The organism is Kitasatospora sp. NA04385, from assembly GCF_013364235.1.
Taxonomy (GTDB): domain Bacteria; phylum Actinomycetota; class Actinomycetes; order Streptomycetales; family Streptomycetaceae; genus Kitasatospora.
In genome coordinates this window covers 5,081,836-5,104,776 of sequence record NZ_CP054919.1, presented here as the reverse complement: position 1 = coordinate 5,104,776, position 22,941 = coordinate 5,081,836, and the positions used below count along the sequence as shown (strand labels likewise).

Genomic DNA, 22,941 nt, shown 5'->3' with positions numbered 1-22,941 from the left:
GAGACGCCGCACCATGGCCCACCAGGCAGAGCCGGCGAAGGGCTTCCTCGGCGACCTCCGGGACGCGGTCACCCCGCGCGCCTTCTTCCTGGTCGTCGCCGTCCTGCTGCTCCAGCTCGGCTTCATCACCTCGTACGTGGGCGCCCTGCACCACCCGAAGCCGCACGAGCTGTCCATCGCGGTGGTCGCCCCGCCGGAGTCCGCGGCCCGGTTGGTCGGCGCCCTGGAGGCCGTCCCGGACAGCGCGGTGCGCGCCTCCGCCCTGCCGGACGGGGACACCGCGCGGGCCCGGATCAAGGACCAGGAGATCTACGCGGCCTGGGTGGTCGACCCGACCGGCACCGAGGACGCGCTGCTGGTCGCCGACGCCCGCGGCCCGGCCGCCGCCACCGCCGCGGAGGGCATCGTCACCAAGCTGGCCGCGAGCCAGGGCCGGACGGTCGTGGTGGACGACACCATCCCGCTGGCCAAGGGCGACGCCGAGGGGCTGTCCGCCTTCTACCTGGTGGTCGGCTGGTGCGTGGGCGGCTACCTGGTCGCCTCGATCCTCGGCATCAGCGCGGGCTCCCGCCCGGCCAACACCGCCCGGGCGGTGCTGCGGCTCGGCACGCTGGCGCTGTACTCGGTCGCGGCGGGCCTGGGCGGCGCGCTGATCATCGGACCGATCCTGCACGCGCTGCCCGGCTCGATCGCCGCGCTCACCGGCCTGGGCACCCTGGTGGTGTTCTCGGTCGGCGCCGTCACCATGGCCCTGGAGTGCCTGTTCGACGTGGTCGGCATCGGCCTGGCAGTGCTGCTCTTCGTGGTGCTGGGCAACCCCAGCGCGGGCGGCGTCTTCCCGCCGCCGCTGCTGCCCGCGTTCTGGCGGGCGATCGGCGAGTGGATCCCGAACGGGGCCGGCACCTCCGCGGCCCGCTCGATCGCCTACCTGGACTCCACCAACCTCACCGTGCCGTTCCTGGTGCTGGCGGCCTGGGCGGTGGTCGGCGTCGGGGTGACCTTCCTCGCGGTGGCGCACACCCCGCGCTTCGGCCGCCCCATCCCTGCCGAGACGTGAGCGGCCGACGGCCCGGTGCGCGGGCGCGGGGGGCGCGGGGGCGGGGTCAGACCCGCTCGGGCTCCCGCCCCGGCTCCTGGTCCTGCCCCTGGGTGATCCGGTCGGAGAACTGGGTGAACACGAAGCGGTTCATCGCCCAGTAGCGGAACACCATCGCCACCAGGGTGCCGATGATGATGCCGCTGGCGAAGTCGGCGATCTCCTGGGTCAGGTGGCTGACGTCCGGCTCGCGCAGGTCGAACACGTACCGGGAGGCCACCAGCGGCAGGTCGTTCACGCCCACCGCCAGGGCGCTGACCACGAAGAACCCGGCCGCCTCGCGCTTGCGCCCCGCCGCGCGGAACGACCACTGCCGGTTCATCACGTACGAGACCAGCGTGGTGATCACCGTCGCGATGGTGAGCGCCAGGACCGGCTTGCTCTCCAGCACGGACATCTTCAGGGCGAAGTTGATCAGCATGGTGAGGACGAAGCAGGTTCCTCCGACCACGAGGAACTTCACCAGCTTGCGGTGCTTGACCAGGAACGGACGGTAGCGCTCCGGAATGGCGGTCAGCGCGCGCTGCGTAGGGGACGGCATGCGGGAAGTGTCCCACGGGCGCGTTTCGGCAACCACCAGGGGCCTCGGAAGTACGCGTACTCCCGGGGCCCCCGCGGTCGCCCGCGCCGGTCAGGCCGCCGCCACCAGCACCTCCGCCGGCTCCAGGGCCAGCGCCAGCACCTCGCGGACGTCCGACACCGGGTGGACCGCCAGGCGCTCCAGCACCTCGGCGGGGACGTCGTCCAGGTCCGCCTCGTTGCGCTTGGGGATGACCACCGTGGTGATCCCGGCCCGGTCCGCGGCCAGCAGCTTCTGCTTCACCCCGCCGATCGGCAGCACCCGGCCGGTCAGCGACACCTCGCCGGTCATCGCCACGTCGGTGCGCACCCGGCGGCCGGACAGCAGCGAGGCCAGCGCCGTGGTCATGGTGACGCCCGCGCTCGGGCCGTCCTTCGGCACCGCGCCGGCCGGCACGTGCAGGTGGATGCCCCGCTCGCGCAGCCCGGTCACCGGCAGCTCCAGCTCCGCGCCGCGCGAGCGCAGGTAGGAGAGCGCGATGTGCGCCGACTCCTTCATCACGTCGCCCAACTGGCCGGTCAGGGTCAGCCCGGTCGAGCCGGTCTCGGCGTCCGCCAGCGAGGCCTCGATGTAGAGGACGTCGCCGCCGGCCCCGGTGACCGCCAGGCCGGTGGCCACGCCCGGCACCGCGGTGCGCCGCTCGGCCGGCTCCTGCGCCGCCTCCGGCACGTGGTGCGGCCGGCCCAGCAGCGCCCGCAGGTCGTCCGCGCCGATCGCGGCGGGCAGCTCGCGCTCGCCCAGCTCGGTCTGCGCGGCGACCTTGCGCAGGATGCGCGCGATCGACCGCTCCAGGTTCCGGACGCCCGCCTCCCGGGTGTACTCGGCGGCCAGCCTGCGCAGCGCCGCCTCGTCCACCGCCAGCTCGTCCGCGCCCAGGCCGGCCTTGGCGAGCTGGCGCGGCAGCAGGTGGTCGCGGGCGATGGCGACCTTCTCGTCCTCGGTGTAGCCGTCCAGGCGGACCAGGTCCATCCGGTCCAGCAGCGGCTCCGGGATGGCCTCCAGCACGTTGGCGGTGGCCAGGAACACCACGTCCGAGAGGTCGAGCTCGACCTCCAGGTAGTGGTCCCGGAAGGTGTGGTTCTGCGCCGGGTCCAGCACCTCCAGCAGGGCCGCCGCCGGGTCGCCCCGGTAGTCCGAGCCGACCTTGTCGATCTCGTCCAGCAGCACCACCGGGTTCATCGTCCCGGCCTCCTTGACCGCCCGGACGATCCGGCCGGGGATCGAGCCCACGTACGTCCTGCGGTGGCCGCGGATCTCCGCCTCGTCCCGCACGCCGCCGAGTGCGACCCGGACGAAGGAGCGGCCCATCGCCTTCGCGACGGACTCGCCGAGCGAGGTCTTGCCCACCCCGGGCGGGCCGACCAGCGCCAGCACCGCTCCCCCTCGACGCCCGCCGATCTGGCCCAGCCCCTGGTCGGCCCGGCGCTTGCGCACCGCCAGGTACTCGACGATCCGGTCCTTCACGTCCGCCAGCCCGGTGTGGTCCGCGTCCAGCACGGCGCGGGCCCCGGCGATGTCGTACGCGTCCTCGGAGCGCTCGTTCCAGGGCAGCTCCAGGACGGTGTCCAGCCAGGTGCGGATCCACGAGCCCTCGGGCGACTGGTCGCTGGCGCGCTCCAGCTTGTCGACCTCCTTGAGCGCGGCCTCGCGCACCTTCTCCGGCAGCGCGGCGGCCTCGACCCGGGCCCGGTAGTCCTCCTCCTCCGTGTCGGCCTCGCCGTTCAGCTCGGCCAGCTCCTTGCGCACCGCCTCCAGCTGGCGGCGCAGCAGGAACTCCTTCTGCTGCTTGGCCACGCCCTCCTCGACGTCCTTGCGGATGGTGTCGTTGACCTCCTCCTCCGCGAGGTGCGCGCGCAGCAGGCCCAGTGCGTACTCCAGCCGGGCCGGGCGGTCCGCCTCCAGCAGCACCTTCAGCTTCTGCTCGGCGGTCGCGAACGGCGCGTAGCCGATGTTGTCGGCCAGCTCGCCGACGTCCTCGATCGCGGCCACCCGGTCGACGATCTGCCAGGCCCCGCGGCGGCGCAGCCACTGGGTGGACAGCGCCTTGTACTCCTTGACCAGCTCGGCGGCCCGGCCGGCGACCGGCAGCCCCTGGTCCGACTCCTTGAACGGCGTGGTCTCCACCCAGAGCGCGGCCCCGGGCCCGGTCGTCCCGGCCCCGATCCGCACCCGTCGGACGGCCCGGACCAGCGCCGCCGGGTCCCCGTCGGCCAGCCGGCCCACCTGCTCGACCGTCGCCAGCGCGCCCACCGCCGCGTACGACCCGTCCAGCCGCGGCACCAGCAGCACCTGCGGCTTCCCCCCGGCGTTCCCGGCCCGGGCCGCCTCCACGGCGGCCCGCACCTCGGGATCCGAGAGTTCCAGCGGAACCACCATGCCGGGGAGCACCACCTCGTCGTCGAGCGGCAGCACAGGCAGAGTGAGTGGAACGGACGTCGATGCCATGATCTCTCCCCAGTCAGTGAAGTTGAGCTGACCTGACTAAGGTTCGGCGATCGCCGATTGTTCCCCGCCCCGCGTTCACCCCGAGTGAACACGTCCCGGGCCCTTGGGGCGGGGGGGGAAGAAGAGGAGAAGAGGAGAGGAGAGGGGCTAGCCCTCGGTGGGGGCGACCCGGCTGCGGGCGCGGGCCCGGACCGGGGCCCGCCGGGGCCCGCGCGGGCCGCGGCCGCGCAGCAGCGGCCACAGGGCGACGCCCACCGCCAGCGCGGCGGGGTGGCCGACCGAGGTGACCAGGTCGGGGTCGCTGACCACCTGGTGGCCGATCAGCGCGAGCCCCGCCCCGAGGGCGACCCGGCGCCCCAGCGGGCCGAGGAGCCCGGCGAGCGCGCCCAGCGAGGCGAGCACCCCGTACGAGACGCCGATGTCCATCGCGTCCAGCAGGCCGGTCTCGGCCCGGTCGGTGGCCACCGCGGCGACCACGACGGTCTGCGAGAGCAGGGTCGCGACGACGTGCCCGGCCGCGAAGACGCCGAGGGCACGAAGTCCGCCGATGCGTCGTTCCAAGGGTGCGACGGTGAGGGCGAAGGCCCAGAAGTAGGGCATCCAGACCGGTCCGGCGACCCAGAGGCCGCTGCCGACGAGGGAGAGCGCGGGGTGGGCGAGCAGGTTGTGCGCGTCGGTGGAGGAGAGGGCCTGGAGCCGGTGCACCGTCTCCGGGTCGCCGAAGCGGGCGTAGAGCGTGGTGCCGAGCAGCAGCGCGAGGTAACCGAGTGCGAACGGGTTGGCCCGCGGGGTGGGTACCGCCCGCAGCCCGGGCCTGATCAGTCGTCGTCGCAGCTCCGCGCTGGTCATGGTGCCTCCCGAACGCCTCGTCCCGCCCACCATAAGGGGGGCGGGTGAGAGGTGTCTGAGGAACTTCTGTGAAGGCCCCTACCCGAGCACGTGCCGCTCGCACACGTACCGTTACAGCTCGCAAGTGCTCCGGGTAAGGTATCGGCCCGTGCCCGTCCGAACGGGGACCTGCCAAACCTGATGCGTCCGCCGGCGGGGCACCCACGACGGAACAGCACGACGGAAACAAGACGACTACGAGCGGAGCCCGCCGTCCCCCGACGGTCGGCCCGCGAGCCCTGGGGGCGGTGGCGTGACCGTGACAGAGATGCAGCAAGAGACGATCAGCAGTGGACCGGTGGGCACCCAGCGACGGGTGCTCGTCGTGGAGGACGAGCCGACCATCGCGGAGTCGATCGCGGCCCGGCTGGGAGCCGAGGGCTTCAAGGTGGCGGTGGCCCACGACGGCCCCGGCGCGGTGGACGGGTTCCACACCTGGCAGCCGGACCTGGTGGTGCTGGACATCATGCTGCCGGGCTTCGACGGCCTGGAGGTGTGCCGCCGGATCCAGGCGCAGCGCCCGGTGCCGGTGCTGATGCTGACTGCCCGGGACGACGAGACGGACCTGCTGGTGGGTCTGGGCGTCGGCGCGGACGACTACATGACCAAGCCGTTCTCGATGCGCGAGCTGGCGGCCCGGGTGAACGTGCTGCTGCGCCGGGTGGAGCGCGCCCAGCAGGCGGCCCGGACACCGGCGCTGGGCAGCCTGCGCTTCGGTGAACTGGAGATCGACCACGTGCAGCGCCGGGTCCGGCTGGGCTCGGGCGACGTGCACCTGACGCCGACCGAGTTCGACCTGCTGGCCTGCCTGGCCGCGCAGCCGCGCGCGGTGCTGACCCGCGAGCAGCTGCTGGCCGAGGTGTGGGACTGGACCGACGCGTCCGGCACCCGCACGGTGGACAGCCACGTGAAGGCGCTGCGCCGGAAGATCGGGGCGAGCTGGATCCGCACGGTGCACGGCGTCGGGTACGCGCTGGAGGCCCCGCTCTCCTGACCGGTCGCCGCCGGTCCGGGCCCCGCGCGGGCTCCGCTCGGCGGCCCGGCCCCCTTCGCCGGGACCTCACCGGCAGCCCACCGGGACGAGTCGCCGGGACGACTCACCGAGGACCAGTCGCAGGGACACCATGACCTTTCCGCAGCAACGCAACGGGGAAGCCGAGCCGGCTTCCCCCCGGCCCCCGCTCGCGCGCCCCCCGCTCGCGGTGCGCGCCGCGCGCCGGGTGTGGGCGGACATCCGCCCCTTCGACCCGGTCCGCTCGATCAAGGGCAAGCTGGCCCTGCTGGTGGTCGTCTCGGTGGTGCTGGCCACCGGGATGGTGGTGGTGGCGATCCGGTCGGAGACCCAGATCCGGATCATCATGATCTTCTCGCTGATCGCCTCGCTGCTGTTCATGCAGTTCCTGGCGAACGGCCTGACCGCGCCGCTGCGCGACATGACGGCGGCGGCCCGGTCGATGGCGGAGGGCGACTACAGCGGCCGGGTCGAGGTGTCCTCGCGGGACGAGATCGGCGAGCTGGCCGACACCTTCAACCGGATGGCGGGCGACCTGGAGGCCGCCGACCGGCACCGCCGCGAGCTGATCGCGAACGTCTCGCACGAGCTGCGCACCCCGATCGCGGCGCTGCGCGGCCTGCTGGAGAACGTGGTGGACGGCGTGGTGAAGCCGGACCCGAAGAACCTGGGCACCGCGCTGGAGCAGACCGAGCGGCTGGGCCGGCTGGTCACCCACCTGCTGGACCTGTCGAAGCTGGACGACGGCGTCGTCCCGCTGGACTCCCACCCGTTCCGGGTCGGCCCGTTCCTGGACGGGGTGCTGCGCGGGGTGACGGTGGACGGCGCGACGGCCGGCGGCGCGTACGACCGGCGCGGGGACGTCCGGCTGGCGCTGGACGTGCGGCCGCCGGACCTGACGGCGGTGGCGGACGCGGAGCGGCTGCACCAGGTGGTGGCCAACCTGGTGGACAACGCCTGCAAGCACTCGCCGGCCGGCGGCACCGTGACGGTGCGGGCCCGGGCGGCGGAGGGCGGCGGGCTGCTGCTGGAGGTCGAGGACCAGGGCCCGGGCATCCCGGCGGAGGACCGCGAGCGGGTCTTCGAGCGGTTCGGCCGCAGCGGTTCGCCGACCGCGCTGGGGCCGGGCAGCGACGGCGGGACGGGGCTGGGGCTGGCGATCGCACGCTGGGCGGTGGACCTGCACGGCGGCCGGATCCGGGTGGCGGAGGCGGCGGCGGGCTGCCGGATCGAGGTCACCCTCCCGGGTGAGTCGCCGGTGCCCGCCTGAGACTGTGGCGGAATCGGTACAAACCGGGGCCGGGCTGCTCGGCCGGGGTGCGCGGCCGGAGCCGCCAAGTGGTCCAGACCACTGGTTCGTCCGATTTTACGCCGGTATGACCACGACCGATCTGGGGGCGAGTTCCCCGATTTCCGGCATTCCTAACGCACGGATCCAGCCAAAAACCCGCCGGGCAATGTGATCTGGGCGACGCCTGACCATCGGGGACTGCGCGATCACTGGTCGGAGGCGTAGCCTTAATCCCCGCTGTCCACCATCCCAAAAGGAAGCGGAAGAGGGCGGTTGCCCCGTGTCGCCACACCAAGAAACCCCCAGCTCGGCAAGTTCCACTGGCTTCGGCCCCAATGAGTGGCTCGTCGACGAGATCTACCAGCAGTACCTCCAGGACCCGGCTTCGGTCGACCGTGCCTGGTGGGACTTTTTCGCCGACTACAAGCCCGGTACCGAGGTGACTCCAGTGACCCAGGCCGCACCGGTCGGCTCCCAGCCGGCCCCTGTCGCCGCTCCCGCTGCCGCAGCTCCGGCCGCGCCCGCACCCGCTGCCCCGGCCGCCGCTCCGGCGCCCGCGCAGCCGGTGGCCGCGCCCGCTCCGCTCCCGGCCGCACCCGCCCCCCGCCCGCGCCGAGGCCGCCGCTCCGGCCGCCGCCGCGCCGGCGAAGGCCGCGGCGGGCCCGGAGCTGGTGCAGCTGCGCGGCCCGGCCAAGGCCGTGGCGACCAACATGGACGCCTCGCTGGAGGTTCCGACCGCCACCTCGGTGCGCGCGGTGCCCGCCAAGCTGTTGATCGACAACCGCATCGTCATCAACAACCACCTGCAGCGCGCCCGCGGCGGCAAGGTGTCCTTCACCCACCTGATCGGCTACGCGCTGGTGCAGGCCGTGAAGGCCAACCCGGGCATGAACTTCACCTACAAGGTGGAGGACGGCAAGTCCTACCTGGTGAAGCCCGAGCACGTGAACCTGGGCCTCGCCATCGACCTGGTCAAGCCGAACGGCGACCGCCAGCTGGTCGTCGCGGCCATCAAGAAGGCCGAGACGCTCGACTTCTTCGGCTTCTGGCAGGCCTACGAGGACATCGTCCGCCGGGCCCGCGCCAACAAGCTGACCATGGACGACTTCACCGGCGTCACGGTCTCGCTGACCAACCCCGGCGGCATCGGCACCGTGCACTCCGTGCCGCGCCTGATGCAGAACCAGGGCACCATCGTCGGCGTCGGCGCCATGGAGTACCCGGCCGAGTTCCAGGGCTCCTCCCCGGAGACGCTGGCCCGCCTGGGCATCTCCAAGATCATGACCCTGACCTCGACCTACGACCACCGGGTCATCCAGGGCGCGGCCTCGGGCGAGTTCCTCCGCTCGATCCACCAGCTGCTGCTGGGCGCGAACAACTTCTACGACGAGGTGTTCGAGTCCCTGCGGATCCCGTACGAGCCGGTGCGCTGGGCCACCGACGTGGCGACCACCCACGACGACGAGGTCAACAAGACCGCCCGGGTCATCGAGCTGATCCACTCCTACCGGGTCCGCGGCCACCTGATGGCCGACACCGACCCGCTGGAGTACATGCAGCGCAAGCACCCCGACCTGGACGTCGTCTCGCACGGCCTCACCCTGTGGGACCTGGAGCGCGAGTTCGCGGTCGGCGGCTTCGGCGGCCAGAAGATGATGAAGCTCCGCGACATCCTCGGCCTGCTGCGCAACACCTACTGCCGCACCGTCGGCATCGAGTACATGCACATCCAGGACCCGGCGCAGCGCAAGTGGCTGCAGGAGCGCCTGGAGAAGCCGTACACCAAGCCCGAGCGCGAGGAGCAGCTGCGCATCCTGCGCCGGCTGAACTCGGCCGAGGCGTTCGAGACCTTCCTGCAGACCAAGTACGTCGGGCAGAAGCGCTTCTCGCTGGAGGGCGGCGAGTCGCTCATCCCGCTGCTGGACGCCACCATCGACGCCGCCGCCGAGCACCGCCTCGACGAGGCCGTCATCGGCATGGCCCACCGCGGCCGGCTGAACGTGCTGGCGAACATCGTCGGCAAGCCGTTCGGCAAGATCTTCGGCGAGTTCGAGGGCAACCTCGACCCGAAGTCGATGCACGGCTCCGGCGACGTGAAGTACCACCTGGGCTCCGAGGGCACCTTCACCGGCCTGGACGGCGAGACCATCAAGGTGTCGCTGGCCGCCAACCCCTCGCACCTGGAGACCGTCGACCCGGTGGTCGAGGGCATCGCCCGCGCCAAGCAGGACATCCTGGACTTCGGCGGCACCACCTTCCCGGTGCTCCCGATCCAGATCCACGGCGACGCGGCCTTCGCGGGCCAGGGCGTGGTCGCAGAGACCCTGAACATGTCGCAGCTGCGCGGCTACCGCACCGGCGGCACCGTGCACATCGTGGTCAACAACCAGGTCGGCTTCACCGCCGCCCCGGCCTCCTCGCGCTCGTCGATGTACTGCACCGACGTGGCCCGGATGATCGAGGCGCCGATCTTCCACGTGAACGGCGACGACCCGGAGGCCGTGGTCCGCGTGGCCCGCCTGGCCTTCGAGTTCCGCCAGCAGTTCCACAAGGACGTCGTGATCGACCTCATCTGCTACCGCCGCCGCGGTCACAACGAGGCCGACAACCCGTCGTTCACCCAGCCGCTGATGTACGACCTGATCGACAAGAAGCGCTCGGTGCGCAAGCTCTACACCGAGGCGCTGATCGGTCGCGGCGACATCACCATGGAAGAGGCGGAGCAGGCGCTCCAGGACTTCCAGGGCCAGCTGGAGAAGGTGTTCTCCGAGGTCCGCGAGGCCGTCGCCGCCCCGGCGCCGACCGAGGCCGGCCGCCCGGTCGCGGACTTCCCGGTGTCCATCCAGACCGGCATCTCCGCCGAGATGGTCAAGCGGATCGCCGCCTCGCAGGTCAACCTGCCGGACTGGCTGACCGTGCACCCGCGCCTGCTGCCGCAGCTCCAGCGCCGCGCCGCCTCGGTCGAGGACAACACCATCGACTGGGCCACCGGCGAGGCGCTCGCCATCGGCTCGCTGCTGATGGAGGGCCACCCGGTCCGGCTGGCCGGCCAGGACTCCCGCCGCGGCACCTTCGGCCAGCGCCACGCGGTGCTGATCGACCGGAACACCGGCGAGGACTACACCCCGCTGATGTACCTGACCGAGGACCAGGCCCGCTTCACCGTCTACGACTCGCTGCTCAGCGAGTACGCGGCGATGGGCTTCGAGTACGGCTACTCGCTGACCCGCCCGAACGCGCTGGTCATGTGGGAGGCGCAGTTCGGCGACTTCGTCAACGGCGCGCAGACCATGGTCGACGAGTACATCGCGTCCGCCGAGCAGAAGTGGGGCCAGCACTCCGGCGTCACCCTGCTGCTGCCGCACGGCATGGAGGGCCAGGGCCCGGACCACTCGTCCGCCCGCCCGGAGCGCTTCCTGGCGCTGTGCGCGCAGGACAACATGACGGTCGCCATGCCGACCCTGCCGTCGAACTACTTCCACCTGCTGCGCTGGCAGGCGCACAACCCGCACCACAAGCCGCTCATCGTCTTCACCCCGAAGTCGATGCTGCGCCTGAAGGCCGCGGCGTCCTCCGCCTCCGAGTTCCTCAGCGGCGGCTTCCGCCCGGTGATCGGGGACAGCACGGTCGACCCGGCGCAGGTCCGCAAGGTGGTCATCACCTCCGGCAAGTTCTACTACGACCTGGAGGCGGCCCGGACCGAGCGCGGCGTCACCGACACCGCGATCGTCCGCGTCGAGCGCCTGTACCCGCTGCCGGTGGCCGAGCTGCAGGAGGAGCTGGGCCGCTACGGCGAGAACGTCCAGTTCGTCTGGGCGCAGGAGGAGCCGGCCAACCAGGGTGCCTGGCCGTTCATCGCGATGAACCTGGTCGACCACCTGCAGGTCGTGGTCGGCCGCTCGGGCGGCAACGCCCGGCTGCGCCGGGTCGCCCGCACGGCGTCCTCGGCCCCGGCCGTGGGCTCCGCGAAGCGGCACGCCGTCGAGCAGCAGGCACTGGTCGAAGAGGTGTTCTCGCTCTGACCCGCTGAGCGCGGCACGGCACCGTCCGCCCCCGTCCCCGTCCCCGATTCCCCGGGGGCGGGGGCGGGGGCGGTTCCGTTTCCGGACCGTGACGCGCTGCGGGTCGGCGTGGGCTGCACGGGATCTGACGGCTCGGTAGGTTATGGTTCGCCGCTTCCGACGCCGGGCGCCGGACGGCCGTCTTCGACACGCTCATCCAAGGGGGACCCGCCGCATGGCAGCCGACACTCCGAAGAACGCCGTCCCGCTCCCGCCGGTCTTCCAGCCCCTGCTGCCGGACGACCCCCGGGAGGTCGGCGGCTACCGGCTGTTCGCCCGCCTCGGCGCGGGCGGCATGGGCCGGGTCTACCTGTCGTACACGCCGGGGGGCCGGCCGGTGGCGCTCAAGGTGGTGCGTCCGGAGTTCGCCGAGGACGGGGAGTTCCGCCGCCGCTTCGCCCAGGAGGTGAGCAGCGCCCAGCGCATCCACGGGCTGTACACCGCGCAGGTGATCGACTCCGGCGGCCTGGAGTCGGGCGCGCCCTGGCTGGTCACCTCGTACGTGCCGGGCCCCTCGCTCCAGCAGGTGGTGCGCGAGCACGGGGCGCTGCCGGTGCGCACGGTGCTGCTGCTGATCGGCGGCATCGCGGAGGCGCTGCAGGCGATCCACAGCGTCCAGGTGGTGCACCGGGACCTCAAGCCGGCCAACGTGCTGGTGGCCTCGGACGGGCCGCGGGTGATCGACTTCGGCATCGCCCGGGCCGCCGACGCGACGGCGCTGACCGGCACCGGCTACCGGATCGGCTCGCCGGCGTTCATGTCGCCGGAGCAGGCCCAGGGCAAGAAGATCACCCCGGCCACCGACGTGTTCGCGCTGGGCGCGCTGGCCGCGTACGTGGCGGGCGGCGCGCCGCCGTTCGGCGACGGCCCGGACACGGCGGTGCTGTACCGGGTGGTGCACGAGGAGCCGGACCTGAGCACGGTGCCGGCGCCGCTGCGCGAACTGGTCGGCCGCTGCCTGGCGAAGGACCCGGCGGACCGGCCGACGCCCGCCGAGATCATCCAGGCGGCCCGGGAGCACCCGACCGTCGGCGGGCAGCTGCGGTTCGGCGAGGACTGGCTGCCCGGGCAGGTGAACACCGAGATCACCCGGCGCTCCGACCTGCCGAGGACCCCGCCGACCCCGCTGCCGGCGGCGCCGCCGACCTTGCCGGCCACTCCCCCGCCGCCGGTCGCCCCGCCGGTGGGTCAGTACCAGCCCGCCCCGCCGGCGCCCCCGTCCGGCGCGTTCGGCCCGCCCACCCCGGCCTCGGAGGCGGTCACCGGCCCGGTGGCCCCGGCCGGTCCGACGGTGCGGCTGACCGAGCAGCACACCCCGCCGCCGGGGCCCGCCGTGCCACTGGCCGCCGAGCCGGCGCCCGCCCCCGCCGCGAGGGACGAGCGCCGGCGCGGGGTGTCCTGGAAGACCCTGCTGGTGGTCGCGCTGGTGACGCTGCTGGCGGGCACCGCGGGCGGGCTGGTCCTGATGAAGACCCTGGGCGAGGACGACACCTCGAACGCGGCGAAGGGCGGGCAGCCGACGCAGAGCTCCCCGGCCTCGCCGAACGCCGAGGGCGTCGGCGGCAGCCGGGACCAGGCGTCGCCGTCGGCGTCGGCGGACGACTCCTCGCCCGCCGCGTCGCCCTCGGCCTCCCGCTCGGCCTCGCCCTCCGCCCGCAAGAGCGGGGCGCCCGCCGGGTTCACCCCCGTCTACACCGACCACGAGCTGTCCGCGCCCAGCAGCGACTACGGCTTCGACCTGCTGAACGGCAAGGTGGTGCCGTACTCCGGCAACGAGGTCTTCCTGCGGCCCGGCTACAGCACGCTGTCCGTGGCGGACGGCTTCGACCGGTACCTCAGCAAGACCGACTCGCTCACCGCGCAGGAGTGCTCGGACGCGATCGACAAGAACCCGAGCGCCGACTTCCCGTACAACGACCTCCCGCCGGGCCGGATGCTCTGCGTGCGCAACCGCCAGACCTGGAGCGTGGCGATCGTGAAGATCCTCAACGCCACCAGCGACGGCGGGGTGTCCATCTCGCTCAGCTACTACAAGTACAACGGCTGACCGGGCCCGCACTATCCTGGGCCCGACAGGCCGAGAACCAGCACCCCGGAGCGAACCACCGTGTACTTCACCGACCGAGGCATCGAGGAACTGGCGAGCCGGCGCGGCGAGGAGGAGGTCACCTTCGAGTGGCTGGCCGAGCGGCTGCGGGAGTTCGTGGACCTGAACCCGGACTTCGAGGTGCCGGTGGAGCGGCTGGCCACCTGGCTGGCCCGGCTGGACGACGAGGACGACGACGAGTGACCGGCTGACGTCGCGTCAGCGCAGCGGCCCGGAAGGCGAGTTCGCCTTCCGGGCCGTCGGCGTTCCCGGGAACGCCCGGCGCCGGGTCTCGGGGTCGACCCGGAGCGGCGTCTCGGGGTGGGCTCCGGGTCGGGACGGGGGTCGGGGCTCCTTGACTTCCCGGCTACGCGATATATCGTGAATAGCAGAAGGACGCGATACATCGCGTATGGCGTACGGGAGGACGGGGAGCCGGAAATGACCGAGTGGACGGTAGACAGCACCGAGAAGATCGCCTTCGACGAGGCCGTGCACACCCTGCACGTGCGCGTCGTCGACGGCACGGTGAACGTGGTGCCCACCGAGGGCCCGGCCCGGCTGGAGGTGGCCCGGCTGGAGGGTGAGCCGCTGCAGGTCTCGCTGGAGGACGGCGTGCTCACCGTCACCTACAAGGACCTCAGCTGGAGCGAGTTCGGCGCGGCCGTGAAGTCCGTGCAGACGGTCAAGTCCTTCTTCTCCGGCCTGCGCCGCAAGCGCAGCGCCGACGTCACGGTGGCCGTGCCGGCCGCCGCCGTGGTCCGGGTCGGCACCGTCTCCGCCGACGCCACCATCTCCGGGATCGCCGGCGAGGTCGGGGTGCACGGCGCCAGCGGCGCCACCACGCTGGCCGGTCTGACCGGCCAGGTCAGCGCCAACACCGTCTCGGGGGACGTCGACGCCGAGGGCCTGTCCGGCGAGCTGAAGGTCAACACGGTGTCCGGCGCGGTCACCCTGGTGGCCGGCTCGGCGACGCGCATCCGCGCGCACTCGGTCTCCGGCGCCGTCACCCTGGACCTGGACGCCGCCACCCCCACCGACATCGCGGTCAACACCGTCTCCGGCGCGGTCGGCGTCCGGCTGCCCGCCCTGGCCGACGCCAAGGTCGAGGCCGGCACCACCAGCGGGACGCTCTCCAGCGCCTTCGCCGAACTGAGCGTCGGCGGCGGCTGGGGCTCCAAGAAGCTCTCCGGCCAGCTCGGCACCGGCCGCGGCCGCCTCGCGGTGACCACCGTCACCGGCGCGGTCACCGTCCAGCGCCGACCCGACGCCGAGGAGGACCGCCCGGCCGGAGAACTGCCGGCGGCCCCGCTCGACCTGACCAAGGAGGCCTGATGACACCGGTGTTCGGGCACGGCCGGCTCCGTCTCTACCTGCTGAAGCTGCTCGACGAGAGCCCCCGGCACGGCTACGAGGTGATCCGCCTGCTGGAGGAGCGCTTCCACGGCCTGTACGCGCCCTCCGCGGGCACCGTCTACCCCCGGCTCGCCAAGCTGGAGGCGGAGGGGCTGGTCAGCCACACCACCGAGGGCGGCCGCAAGGTCTACCGGCTCACCGACGCCGGGCGCAGCGAACTCGCCTCCCGCTCGGACGAGTTGACCGACCTGGAGGCCGAGATCCACGACTCGGTCGGCCAGCTCGCCGGGGCCATCCGGCAGGACGTCCGGGACAACGCCAAGGACCTGCGCGCCGAGCTGTGGAACCAGGCCGCCGCCGACTCCGCCACCACCGGCACCGTCGGCGGGACGCCCTGGCGCGACCAGGAGTCCTGGCAGCGGGCCAAGGAGGAGTTCGCCCGGCTCAAGGCCGAGACCAAGGAGCAGGCCCGGCGGGCCAAGGAGCAGGAGAAGGCCGCCCGGCAGCAGGCCAAGGCCGCCGAGGCGGAGGCCAGGAAGCTGCGCGAGCAGTCCAAAGCCGCCCGCACCGCCGCCCAGCAGGAGGCACTGCGGCTCAAGCGCCGGGTCGAGGAGCAGGTCCGGGCGCACGCCGCGGGCGGCGACTGGTCGGCCGGGCTGGCCGAGGGCCTGGCCGAACTCACCCGCGGCCTGGGCTCGCTGGCGGACGCGGCGCGCTGGGGCACGTCCGAGGAGCCGTCCGTCCGGATCGACCTCGACAAGGACGCGCCGCACCCGGACGCCGCCGGGGCGCCCGCACCGGCCGGGGCGCCCGAGCTGCCCGAGTGGGCGCGCACCGACCCGGCGGGCGACCCGGCCCGCGAGCTGGAGCGCCTGCTGGACCGGTTCCGCGACCACGTCCGGGACACCGCGCGCGACCGCGGCGTCGACGCCGCCCGGCTGGCCCGCGCCCAGCACGCCCTGGCGGCCGCCGCCCGCGCCCTGTACGAGCGCTGAGCGCCGGCTCCCCGAGACCCGGAGCGCCCCCGAGGACGGGTCGGGGGCGCTCCGCCCCCTCCCGTTCCGGGCGGGTCAGGGGGTGAGCACCAGCTTGCCGAACACGTCCCCGCGCTCCAGCCGGGCGAACGCCTCCCGGGCCCCGGCCAGCGGCAGCACCGAGTCGATCACCGGCCGCACCCCGGAGTTGGCGCACAGCGCCAGCAGGCCGGCCAGCTCCTCCTTGGAGCCCATGGTCGAGCCGACCACCTTGAGCTCCAGGAAGAAGATCCGGTTCAGCTCGGCGGACTTCGGGCTGGGCCCGCTGGTCGCCCCCGAGATCACGATCGTGCCGCCCGGGCGCAGCGACTTCACCGAGTGCGACCAGGTCGCCGCGCCGACGGTCTCCATCACCGCGTCCACCCGTTCCGGCAGCCGGGCCCCGCTCTCGAAGGCCGCGTCCGCGCCGAGCTCCACCGCCCGGGCCCGCTTCGCCTCGTCCCGTCCGGTGACCCACACCCGCAGCCCGGCCGCCTTGGCCAGCACCACCAGCGCGGTCGACACCCCGCCGCCGGCGCCCTGCACCAGCACCGTGTCGCCGGGCTTGACGCCCGCGTTGGTGAACAGCATCCGGTAGGCGGTCAGCCAGGCGGTGGGCAGGCAGGCGGCCTGCTCGAAGCTCAGCTCCGCCGGCTTGGGCAGCAGGTTCCAGGTCGGCACCGCGACGCGCTGCGCGAAGGTGCCCTGGTAGCGCTCGGTCAGGATGGACCGGGGCTCGTGCGGGCCCACCCCGTGGCCGCTCTGGCCGACCACCGAGTGGATCACCACCTCGTTGCCGTCCTCGTCGACGCCGGCCGCGTCGCAGCCGAGCACCATGGGCAGCCGCTCGGCGGGCAGGCCGACCCCGCGCAGCGACCACAGGTCGTGGTGGTTCAGGGTGGCGGCCTTCACGGTCACCACGCTCCACCCCGGACGCGCCACCGGTTCGGGCACCTCGCCCAGCTCCAGTGCGCTCAACGGGTCGTCAGGACTGATGCGGGCGGCGTAGGCAGCGAACATGCCCGGACCATAGCCGGGCGGCACCCCGCGCGTTAACCACGACTCACTGTGAACGTCCCCATATTGCTTTTCCGGGGCCGCCGTTGTGCGCGCACGGCGCCGTTGTGCGCGCACGGCGCCGGGGGCGGGCCCCGGCGCCGTGCGGCGCCCCGGTCAGATCCGGGCGAGCCCCTCCGCCCGGGCGGCCTCCGCGACGGCGCGGGTGACCGCCGGGGCGACCCGCTCGTCGAAGGGCGACGGGATGACCTTCTGCGGCGTCAACTCGTCGGCGACGACGCCCGCCAGGGCCTTGGCCGCGGCGAGCTTCATGCCCTCGGAGATCCGGCTGGCCCGGACCGAGAGCGCGCCGGCGAAGATGCCCGGGAAGGCCAGCACGTTGTTGATCTGGTTCGGGAAGTCGGAGCGCCCGGTGGCGACCACCGCCGCGTACCGGTGGGCGACCTCGGGGTGGATCTCCGGGGTGGGGTTGGCCATCGCGAAGACGAAGCAGCCGGGCGCCATGGTGGCGACGGCCTCCTCCGGGACGGTGCCGCCGGAGACGCCGATGAACACGTCCGCGCCGTCCAGCGCGTCGGCCAGGCCGCCCTTGAGGCCGCTGCGGTTGGTGAGCGCCGCGATCTCCGCCTTGACGTCGGTGAGGTCCTCGCGGCCCTGGTGGACCACGCCGCGGCGGTCGCACACCGCGACGTCGCCGATGCCCGCGGCCAGCAGCATCTTGGCGATGGCGATGCCGGCCGCGCCCGCGCCGGAGATGACGGCGCGCAGGTCGCCGACCCGGCGGCCGGTGACCGCGGCGGCGTTCCACAGCGCGGCGGTGGTGACGATCGCGGTGCCGTGCTGGTCGTCGTGGAAGACCGGGATGTCGAGCCGCTCCTGGAGCCGCTTCTCGATCTCGAAGCAGCGCGGGGCGGAGATGTCCTCCAGGTTGACGCCGCCGAAGGACGGGGCGAGCCGGACCACGGTCTCGACGATCTCGTCGACGCCGGTGCAGTCCAGCGCGATCGGCACCGCGTCGACGCCGCCGAACTGCTTGAACAGGATGGCCTTGCCCTCCATCACGGGCAGCGAGGCCTGCGGGCCGATGTCGCCGAGGCCGAGCACCGCGGTGCCGTCGGTGACGACGGCGACGGTGTTGGCCTTCCAGGTGTAGTCGTTCACCAGGGCGGGCTGTTCGGCGATGGCGGTGCAGACCCGGGCCACGCCCGGGGTGTAGGCGAGCGACAGGTCGTCCGCGTCGCGGACCGGGACGGTCGCCCGGATCTCCATCTTGCCGCCGCGGTGGAGCGCGAAGACGGCGTCGACCGGGTCGTCAGTGCTCTGGGTGTCGGTGATGATCTCCGCTGCCACAATGACCTCTTCGTCATATATCAGCGAAGGCGCGCGTCCGACGGACTTTCGACCCGGCCGTGCGCCGATGCACGAGTACGGGCACGCCGTCCGTGGCGTACCCGTGTCCGGGTCGGGGCGCAGCCGTCGGGCGGCGCCCTCGGGGTGAGGGTTTAGGTGTTCTGCGTTGTTCGTCCGGACGTCGGCACCGCACCTGTGCCGGGTCCTTCTTGTCCGCGTGGCCCCCGAAGCGAGGGGTCCGCAGGGCACTCGCAGGAGTGAACGCAGACACGGAGGGGAGCTGGTGCTTCGGATACGGAGCCGGTGACGGCTTCCGTTCCTGGGCACCCCCGGCCCTGTGGCGAACCGGCGGTCTGAGTTCTGCGTCGGGGGTCACCCGATACCAGATTCTGACATACCCGCTACCCGGCCGAGCAGGTCGGGATGGCAATATCCGGTGTTCGACCACCGTTGTCCGGACGTTCCCGCACACGTCGGGCCACGTCCTGCCCCGTCGCACGGTCGCGCACACCAGCGCGCAGCGGCGGGGACCCGCCCCCCTCGCCCACCGGAGGATCCCGATGTCGACGGCCACGCCCCCCGCCAGACCCGGCGCCCGCTCCCGCACCACCGGCCCCGGCGCCGGCCGGACCGCCGCCGCCCTCACCGCCGCCGCGACGGCCGGCGCGCTGCTGCTGACCGGCTGCGGCTCGGCCGCCCCGTCCGGCGGCGACGCCGGCCCGGAGTCCGGGCCGCGCGCCCAACTGCCCGAGCAGATCAGGACGGCGGGGGTGCTGCGGATCGGCGCGGACCTGACGTACGCGCCGATCGGCTTCAAGTCCGAGGGCAACCGGCCGGACGGCCTGGACGTGGACCTGGCCACCGCGCTGGGCGGCGCGCTGGGCGTGCGGGTGCAGTTCAGCGACGTGCCGTTCAACCGGCTGCGGCTGGGGCTGCAGGCCCGCGAGTACGACCTGGTGATGTCGGGGATGACCGACACCCCGCAGCGCCGGGACGGCGTCGACGAGGAGGCCCGCAAGGTCAACGACGGCCTGGACTTCGTCGACTACTTCGTCGCCGGCACCTCGATCGTGGTGACGAAGGCCAACCCGCAGCGGATCTCCGGACTGCAGGATCTGTGCGGGCGGACGGTCGCGGTGCAGCGCGAGACCACCCAGGCCGCGCTGCTGGAGCGGCAGGCCGAGACCTGCGGGAAGAACGGCCGGAAGCTGACCGTCACCGAGACCGACACCGACGACCAGGCGCTGGCCCTGGTCGCGCAGGGCCGGGCCGTCGCGGACCTGAACGACGCGCCGGTGGCGGCGCACGCGGCGAAGAACGGGCGGGGCGGGGCGCAGTTCCAGGTGGTCGGCGCGCAGTTGCAGGTGGCGCCGTACGGGATCGCGTTCGCCAAGCAGGACACCGCGCTGCGCGACGCCGTGGCGAAGGCGCTGGACCAGCTGATCCGCAGCGGCGACTACGACCGGATCCTGGCGAAGTGGGGCCTGGGCGACGGCGCGGTGCAGAGCGCCGTGGTGAACGGGGGCTTCTGAGGGGGTTGCTGAACGGGGGTTGCTGGACCGGGGCTGCTGGAGAGGGGCTGCTGGACGGGGCTTCCGGGCGTGACCTCGGCGGAAGGTCACTCGGTGCATGATTATGCATCGAGTGACATGACCAGGAGAAATGTCCGAATACCGGACAGTCGGCAGTCCTGTTATCCGATTTTGACCTGTGACGGGCTCCGATTTCCCACCCACAGTGGCAGGATTCCCCCCACATCGGATCTACCTGTCACCTCGGCGGAGGGTGGCGAGCACCGACCACGCGCTGTACCGCGCCGCCCCACCAGGCGGCGCGGCACCCCGTCCGATCCCCCAGGAGGAGATCCCCCATGCCCGCTGCCCGTACCCCCATGACCCGGCCGCTCGCCGCGGCCGCCGCCCTCGCGGCCGGCACCCTGCTCCTCACCGCGTGCGGCAGCAGCGCCACCAGCACCACCACGTCGGGCGCCGCGCCGATCCCCACCCAGTCCATCCCCGCCGCGGCGGCCGACCCGGCGCTGGCCGGGCTGGTCCCGGCCGAACTCAAGGCCGGCGGCAAGCTGGTGGTCGGTTCCGACACCTCGTACGCGCCCAACGAGTTCAAGGACGAGAAGGGCAAGATCGTCGGCATGGACGTCGACCTCGGCGTGGCCATCGCCCAGAAGCTGGGCCTGACCGCCGAGTTCCAGAGCGCCGGGTTCACCGACATCATCCCCGGCATCCAGTCGAACAAGTACCAGCTCGGCATGAGCTCGTTCACCGACACCAAGGAGCGCGAGGAGCAGGTCGACATGGTCACCTACTTCTCGGCCGGCACCTCCGCCGCGGTGAAGAAGGGCAACCCGGACAAGATCTCGCTGGACGACCTGTGCGGCAAGAAGGTCGCGATCCAGGACGGCACCACCCAGGCCGACGAGATCAAGGACACCCGCAACCCGGACTGCACCAAGGCCGGCAAGAGCCCGATCCCGAACGACGGCGACCGCTTCGCCCTGCAGACCGACGTCGCCCAGTCGCTGGTCTCCGGCCGCGACCAGGTGATGCTGGCCGACTCCCCGGTCATCGACTACGCCCTGAAGCAGACCGGCGGCCAGCTGGAGAAGCTCGGCGACACCTACGGCGCCGCCCCGTACGGCGTGATCCTGGCCAAGGGCTCGCCGCTCAGCAAGGCGGTCCAGGGCGCGATCCAGTCGCTGATGGCGGACGGCACCTACAAGACCATCCTCGACAAGTGGGGCGTGTCCGCCGGAGCGGTCAGCACCTCCGAGATCAACGCCGCCCAGAGCTGACGCCCCGCCGCCCGAACCCCCTGACGAGGTAATCACGTGGAAAAGACCGACCAGGGGCCCGCGGGCCGGGGCCGGCCCGAGGCCATCAAGGCCGTCCCCGTCCGCCACCCCGGCCGCTGGGTCTCCGTCGCCGTCGTCGCCGTGCTCGGCGCGATGCTGCTGCACGTCCTGTTCACCAACCAGGCGCTGGACTGGGCGTTCGTCGGCGCGGTGCTGCGCGACCCCACCGTCGTCCACGGCATCTGGACCACCCTGGAACTGACCGTCCTGGCCATGCTGATGGGCGTGGTCGGCGGCGTGCTGCTGGCCGTCATGCGGCTCTCGAAGAACCCGGTGCTCTCCGGCGTCGCCTGGTTCTACATCTGGGTCTTCCGCGGCACCCCGGTGCTGGTGCAGCTGGTGCTCTGGAACAACATCGGCTTCCTGTGGAAGGAGATCTCGCTCGGCGTCCCGTTCGGGCCCTCCTTCTGGTCCCAGGAGTCCAACACCCTGGTGCCGGTGTTCACCGCCGCGCTGCTCGGGCTCGGGCTCAACGAGGCCGCCTACATGGCGGAGATCGTCCGGGCCGGCATCCAGTCGGTGGACGAGGGCCAGTCCGAGGCCGCGCACGCGCTCGGCATGAGCCGGACCACCGCGCTGCGCCGGATCGTGCTGCCGCAGGCGATGCGGGTGATCATCCCGCCGACCGGCAACGAGACCATCTCGATGCTGAAGACCACCTCGCTGGTGCAGGTGATCTCGCTGGTGGAGCTGTTCACCGCCGGCCACGACATCGCCACCCGCACCTACAAGCCGATCGCCGCGATGATCGCGGTGTCGGTCTACTACCTGCTGCTGACCTCGATCCTGACGGTCGGCCAGTACTACCTGGAGCGGTACTACGCCCGCGGCGCCAACCGGACGCTGCCGCCCACCCCGCTGCAGCGGGTGCGCGCCCTGTTCGCCGGCCGCGCCCCGGCGAAGACGGCCGCGCCCGCGACACCGGCGGGGACGGCGGCCTCCGACGACGCCCCGGACGGGAGGAAGGACGCATGACCGACCTGTCCAAGCCGCAGGAGGCCCCCGACCGTCCGATGGTCCGGGCCGAGGGCGTGCACAAGTCCTACGGCCAGGTCGAGGTGCTCAAGGGCATCGACCTGGAGGTGCGGCAGAGCGAGGTGTTCTGCCTGGTCGGCCCGTCCGGCTCCGGCAAGTCCACCTTCCTGCGCTGCATCAACCACCTGGAGAAGATCAACGCCGGCCGGCTGTACGTCGACGGCGAACTGGTCGGCTACCGGCAGAAGGGCGACAAGCTCTACGAGCTCAAGGACCGCGAGGTCGCGCTCAAGCGCCAGGACATCGGCATGGTCTTCCAGCGCTTCAACCTGTTCCCGCACATGACCGCGCTGGAGAACGTCGTCGAGGCGCCGGTGCAGGTCAAGAAGGAGAACCGGAGCGCCGCCCGGGAGCGGGCGATGGCCCTGCTGGAACGGGTCGGCCTCGCCGACAAGGCCGGCAACTACCCCTCGCAGCTCTCCGGCGGCCAGCAGCAGCGCGTCGCCATCGCCCGGGCGCTGGCCATGCAGCCCAAGCTGATGCTGTTCGACGAGCCCACCTCGGCGCTCGACCCCGAACTGGTCGGCGAGGTGCTGGACGTGATGCGCGGCCTCGCCGAGGAGGGCATGACCATGATCGTGGTCACCCACGAGATGGGCTTCGCCCGCGAGGTGGGCGACGCGCTGGTGTTCATGGACGGCGGCGTGGTGGTCGAGTCCGGCCACCCGCGCGAGGTGCTCGGCAACCCCCGGCACGAGCGCACCCGCGCGTTCCTCTCCAAGGTGCTCTGACCGGCACACCCGTACGCCCGCACGTCTCACGCCCGTACGTCCCACCCCCGTACGCCCCGGTGCCCGCCCCGCGCCCCCGCGCCCGGCGGGCACCGGCACGTCCGCCCGCAC

The 22,941-nt window shown here is 72.8% G+C and carries 16 protein-coding genes and 1 pseudogene; 12 read left to right on the top strand and 5 right to left on the bottom strand.

Annotated features, from left to right (window positions below; translation table 11 throughout):
* Positions 1-13 precede the first annotated feature (13 nt).
* Positions 14-1,057, top strand: coding sequence for an ABC transporter permease (locus HUT16_RS22865; protein ID WP_176189964.1), 1,044 nt, complete (start codon positions 14-16; stop codon positions 1,055-1,057).
* Between the two features lie 46 nt (positions 1,058-1,103).
* Here HUT16_RS22865 and HUT16_RS22860 read toward each other — a convergent pair whose 3' ends face one another.
* The 3 genes from HUT16_RS22860 to HUT16_RS22850 all read right to left on the bottom strand — a co-directional run bounded on the left by HUT16_RS22860 (position 1,104) and on the right by HUT16_RS22850 (position 4,970).
* On the bottom strand, positions 1,104-1,637 hold the full coding sequence (locus tag HUT16_RS22860; protein WP_176189963.1) for a GtrA family protein: 534 nt from the start codon (positions 1,635-1,637) through the stop codon (positions 1,104-1,106).
* A 90-nt stretch (positions 1,638-1,727) separates the two neighbouring features.
* Positions 1,728-4,121 (bottom strand): endopeptidase La, encoded by a 2,394-nt coding sequence (gene lon, locus HUT16_RS22855; RefSeq protein WP_176189962.1) that lies wholly within the window; start codon positions 4,119-4,121, stop codon positions 1,728-1,730.
* Between the two features lie 147 nt (positions 4,122-4,268).
* Positions 4,269-4,970, bottom strand: a complete 702-nt coding sequence (locus HUT16_RS22850; protein WP_176189961.1) for a rhomboid-like protein — start codon at positions 4,968-4,970, stop codon at positions 4,269-4,271.
* A gap of 307 nt (positions 4,971-5,277) precedes the next feature.
* Between HUT16_RS22850 and HUT16_RS22845 the strand changes: the two genes are divergently transcribed.
* The 7 genes and pseudogenes from HUT16_RS22845 to HUT16_RS22815 all read left to right on the top strand — a co-directional run bounded on the left by HUT16_RS22845 (position 5,278) and on the right by HUT16_RS22815 (position 15,810).
* Positions 5,278-6,003, top strand: a complete 726-nt coding sequence (locus HUT16_RS22845) for a response regulator transcription factor (protein ID WP_033212075.1) — start codon at positions 5,278-5,280, stop codon at positions 6,001-6,003.
* A 130-nt stretch (positions 6,004-6,133) separates the two neighbouring features.
* Positions 6,134-7,291, top strand: a complete 1,158-nt coding sequence (locus tag HUT16_RS22840) for a cell wall metabolism sensor histidine kinase WalK (protein ID WP_254897945.1) — start codon at positions 6,134-6,136, stop codon at positions 7,289-7,291.
* 301 nt (positions 7,292-7,592) lie between these two features.
* Positions 7,593-11,334: pseudogene (locus HUT16_RS22835) on the top strand (multifunctional oxoglutarate decarboxylase/oxoglutarate dehydrogenase thiamine pyrophosphate-binding subunit/dihydrolipoyllysine-residue succinyltransferase subunit).
* 214 nt (positions 11,335-11,548) lie between these two features.
* Positions 11,549-13,420, top strand: coding sequence for a serine/threonine-protein kinase (locus HUT16_RS22830; protein ID WP_176189959.1), 1,872 nt, complete (start codon positions 11,549-11,551; stop codon positions 13,418-13,420).
* Positions 13,421-13,480: 60 nt separating this feature from the next.
* The gene (locus HUT16_RS22825) at positions 13,481-13,663 is read left to right on the top strand and encodes a DUF6104 family protein (protein WP_176189958.1); all 183 of its coding nucleotides are present in this window, start codon (positions 13,481-13,483) and stop codon (positions 13,661-13,663) included.
* 237 nt (positions 13,664-13,900) lie between these two features.
* Positions 13,901-14,794 (top strand): DUF4097 family beta strand repeat-containing protein, encoded by an 894-nt coding sequence (locus HUT16_RS22820; protein WP_176189957.1) that lies wholly within the window; start codon positions 13,901-13,903, stop codon positions 14,792-14,794.
* Positions 14,794-15,810, top strand: coding sequence for a PadR family transcriptional regulator (locus HUT16_RS22815; RefSeq protein WP_176189956.1), 1,017 nt, complete (start codon positions 14,794-14,796; stop codon positions 15,808-15,810). Before HUT16_RS22820 ends, HUT16_RS22815 begins: the two co-directional genes overlap by 1 nt.
* Before the next feature lie 75 nt (positions 15,811-15,885).
* On the opposite strand, the gene HUT16_RS22810 is transcribed toward HUT16_RS22815, so the two are convergent.
* Both HUT16_RS22810 and HUT16_RS22805 read right to left on the bottom strand, forming a co-directional pair.
* Positions 15,886-16,848 carry a zinc-binding dehydrogenase gene (locus HUT16_RS22810; protein ID WP_176189955.1) on the bottom strand — a complete coding sequence of 321 codons (963 nt, stop codon included), beginning with the start codon at positions 16,846-16,848 and terminating at the stop codon, positions 15,886-15,888.
* 153 nt (positions 16,849-17,001) lie between these two features.
* Complete coding sequence (locus tag HUT16_RS22805; protein WP_176189954.1) at positions 17,002-18,195, bottom strand: NADP-dependent malic enzyme; 1,194 nt, start codon at positions 18,193-18,195, stop codon at positions 17,002-17,004.
* 560 nt (positions 18,196-18,755) lie between these two features.
* Here HUT16_RS22805 and HUT16_RS22800 point away from each other — a divergent pair.
* The 4 genes from HUT16_RS22800 to HUT16_RS22785 all read left to right on the top strand — a co-directional run bounded on the left by HUT16_RS22800 (position 18,756) and on the right by HUT16_RS22785 (position 22,830).
* Positions 18,756-19,727, top strand: coding sequence for an ABC transporter substrate-binding protein (locus tag HUT16_RS22800; protein ID WP_176189953.1), 972 nt, complete (start codon positions 18,756-18,758; stop codon positions 19,725-19,727).
* A 338-nt stretch (positions 19,728-20,065) separates the two neighbouring features.
* Positions 20,066-21,004, top strand: a complete 939-nt coding sequence (locus tag HUT16_RS22795) for an ABC transporter substrate-binding protein (RefSeq protein ID WP_176189952.1) — start codon at positions 20,066-20,068, stop codon at positions 21,002-21,004.
* Between the two features lie 36 nt (positions 21,005-21,040).
* Positions 21,041-22,039: an amino acid ABC transporter permease gene (locus tag HUT16_RS22790; RefSeq protein WP_176189951.1), complete on the top strand. Its 999-nt coding sequence runs from the start codon at positions 21,041-21,043 to the stop codon at positions 22,037-22,039.
* Between the two features lie 38 nt (positions 22,040-22,077).
* Complete coding sequence (locus tag HUT16_RS22785) at positions 22,078-22,830, top strand: amino acid ABC transporter ATP-binding protein (protein WP_176192816.1); 753 nt, start codon at positions 22,078-22,080, stop codon at positions 22,828-22,830.
* Positions 22,831-22,941 lie beyond the last annotated feature (111 nt).

Excerpts from the sequence above, each read along its gene's own strand:
- HUT16_RS22865 (WP_176189964.1), top strand. The coding sequence starts at position 14 with ATGGCCCACCAGGCAGAGCCGGCGAAGGGCTTCCTCGGCGACCTCCGG.
- HUT16_RS22860 (WP_176189963.1), bottom strand. The coding sequence starts at position 1,637 with ATGCCGTCCCCTACGCAGCGCGCGCTGACCGCCATTCCGGAGCGCTAC.
- lon (WP_176189962.1), bottom strand. The coding sequence starts at position 4,121 with ATGGCATCGACGTCCGTTCCACTCACTCTGCCTGTGCTGCCGCTCGAC.
- HUT16_RS22850 (WP_176189961.1), bottom strand. The coding sequence starts at position 4,970 with ATGACCAGCGCGGAGCTGCGACGACGACTGATCAGGCCCGGGCTGCGG.
- HUT16_RS22845 (WP_033212075.1), top strand. The coding sequence starts at position 5,278 with ATGCAGCAAGAGACGATCAGCAGTGGACCGGTGGGCACCCAGCGACGG.
- HUT16_RS22840 (WP_254897945.1), top strand. The coding sequence starts at position 6,134 with ATGACCTTTCCGCAGCAACGCAACGGGGAAGCCGAGCCGGCTTCCCCC.
- HUT16_RS22830 (WP_176189959.1), top strand. The coding sequence starts at position 11,549 with ATGGCAGCCGACACTCCGAAGAACGCCGTCCCGCTCCCGCCGGTCTTC.
- HUT16_RS22820 (WP_176189957.1), top strand. The coding sequence starts at position 13,901 with ATGACCGAGTGGACGGTAGACAGCACCGAGAAGATCGCCTTCGACGAG.
- HUT16_RS22815 (WP_176189956.1), top strand. The coding sequence starts at position 14,794 with ATGACACCGGTGTTCGGGCACGGCCGGCTCCGTCTCTACCTGCTGAAG.
- HUT16_RS22810 (WP_176189955.1), bottom strand. The coding sequence starts at position 16,848 with ATGTTCGCTGCCTACGCCGCCCGCATCAGTCCTGACGACCCGTTGAGC.
- HUT16_RS22800 (WP_176189953.1), top strand. The coding sequence starts at position 18,756 with ATGTCGACGGCCACGCCCCCCGCCAGACCCGGCGCCCGCTCCCGCACC.
- HUT16_RS22795 (WP_176189952.1), top strand. The coding sequence starts at position 20,066 with ATGCCCGCTGCCCGTACCCCCATGACCCGGCCGCTCGCCGCGGCCGCC.
- HUT16_RS22785 (WP_176192816.1), top strand. The coding sequence starts at position 22,078 with ATGGTCCGGGCCGAGGGCGTGCACAAGTCCTACGGCCAGGTCGAGGTG.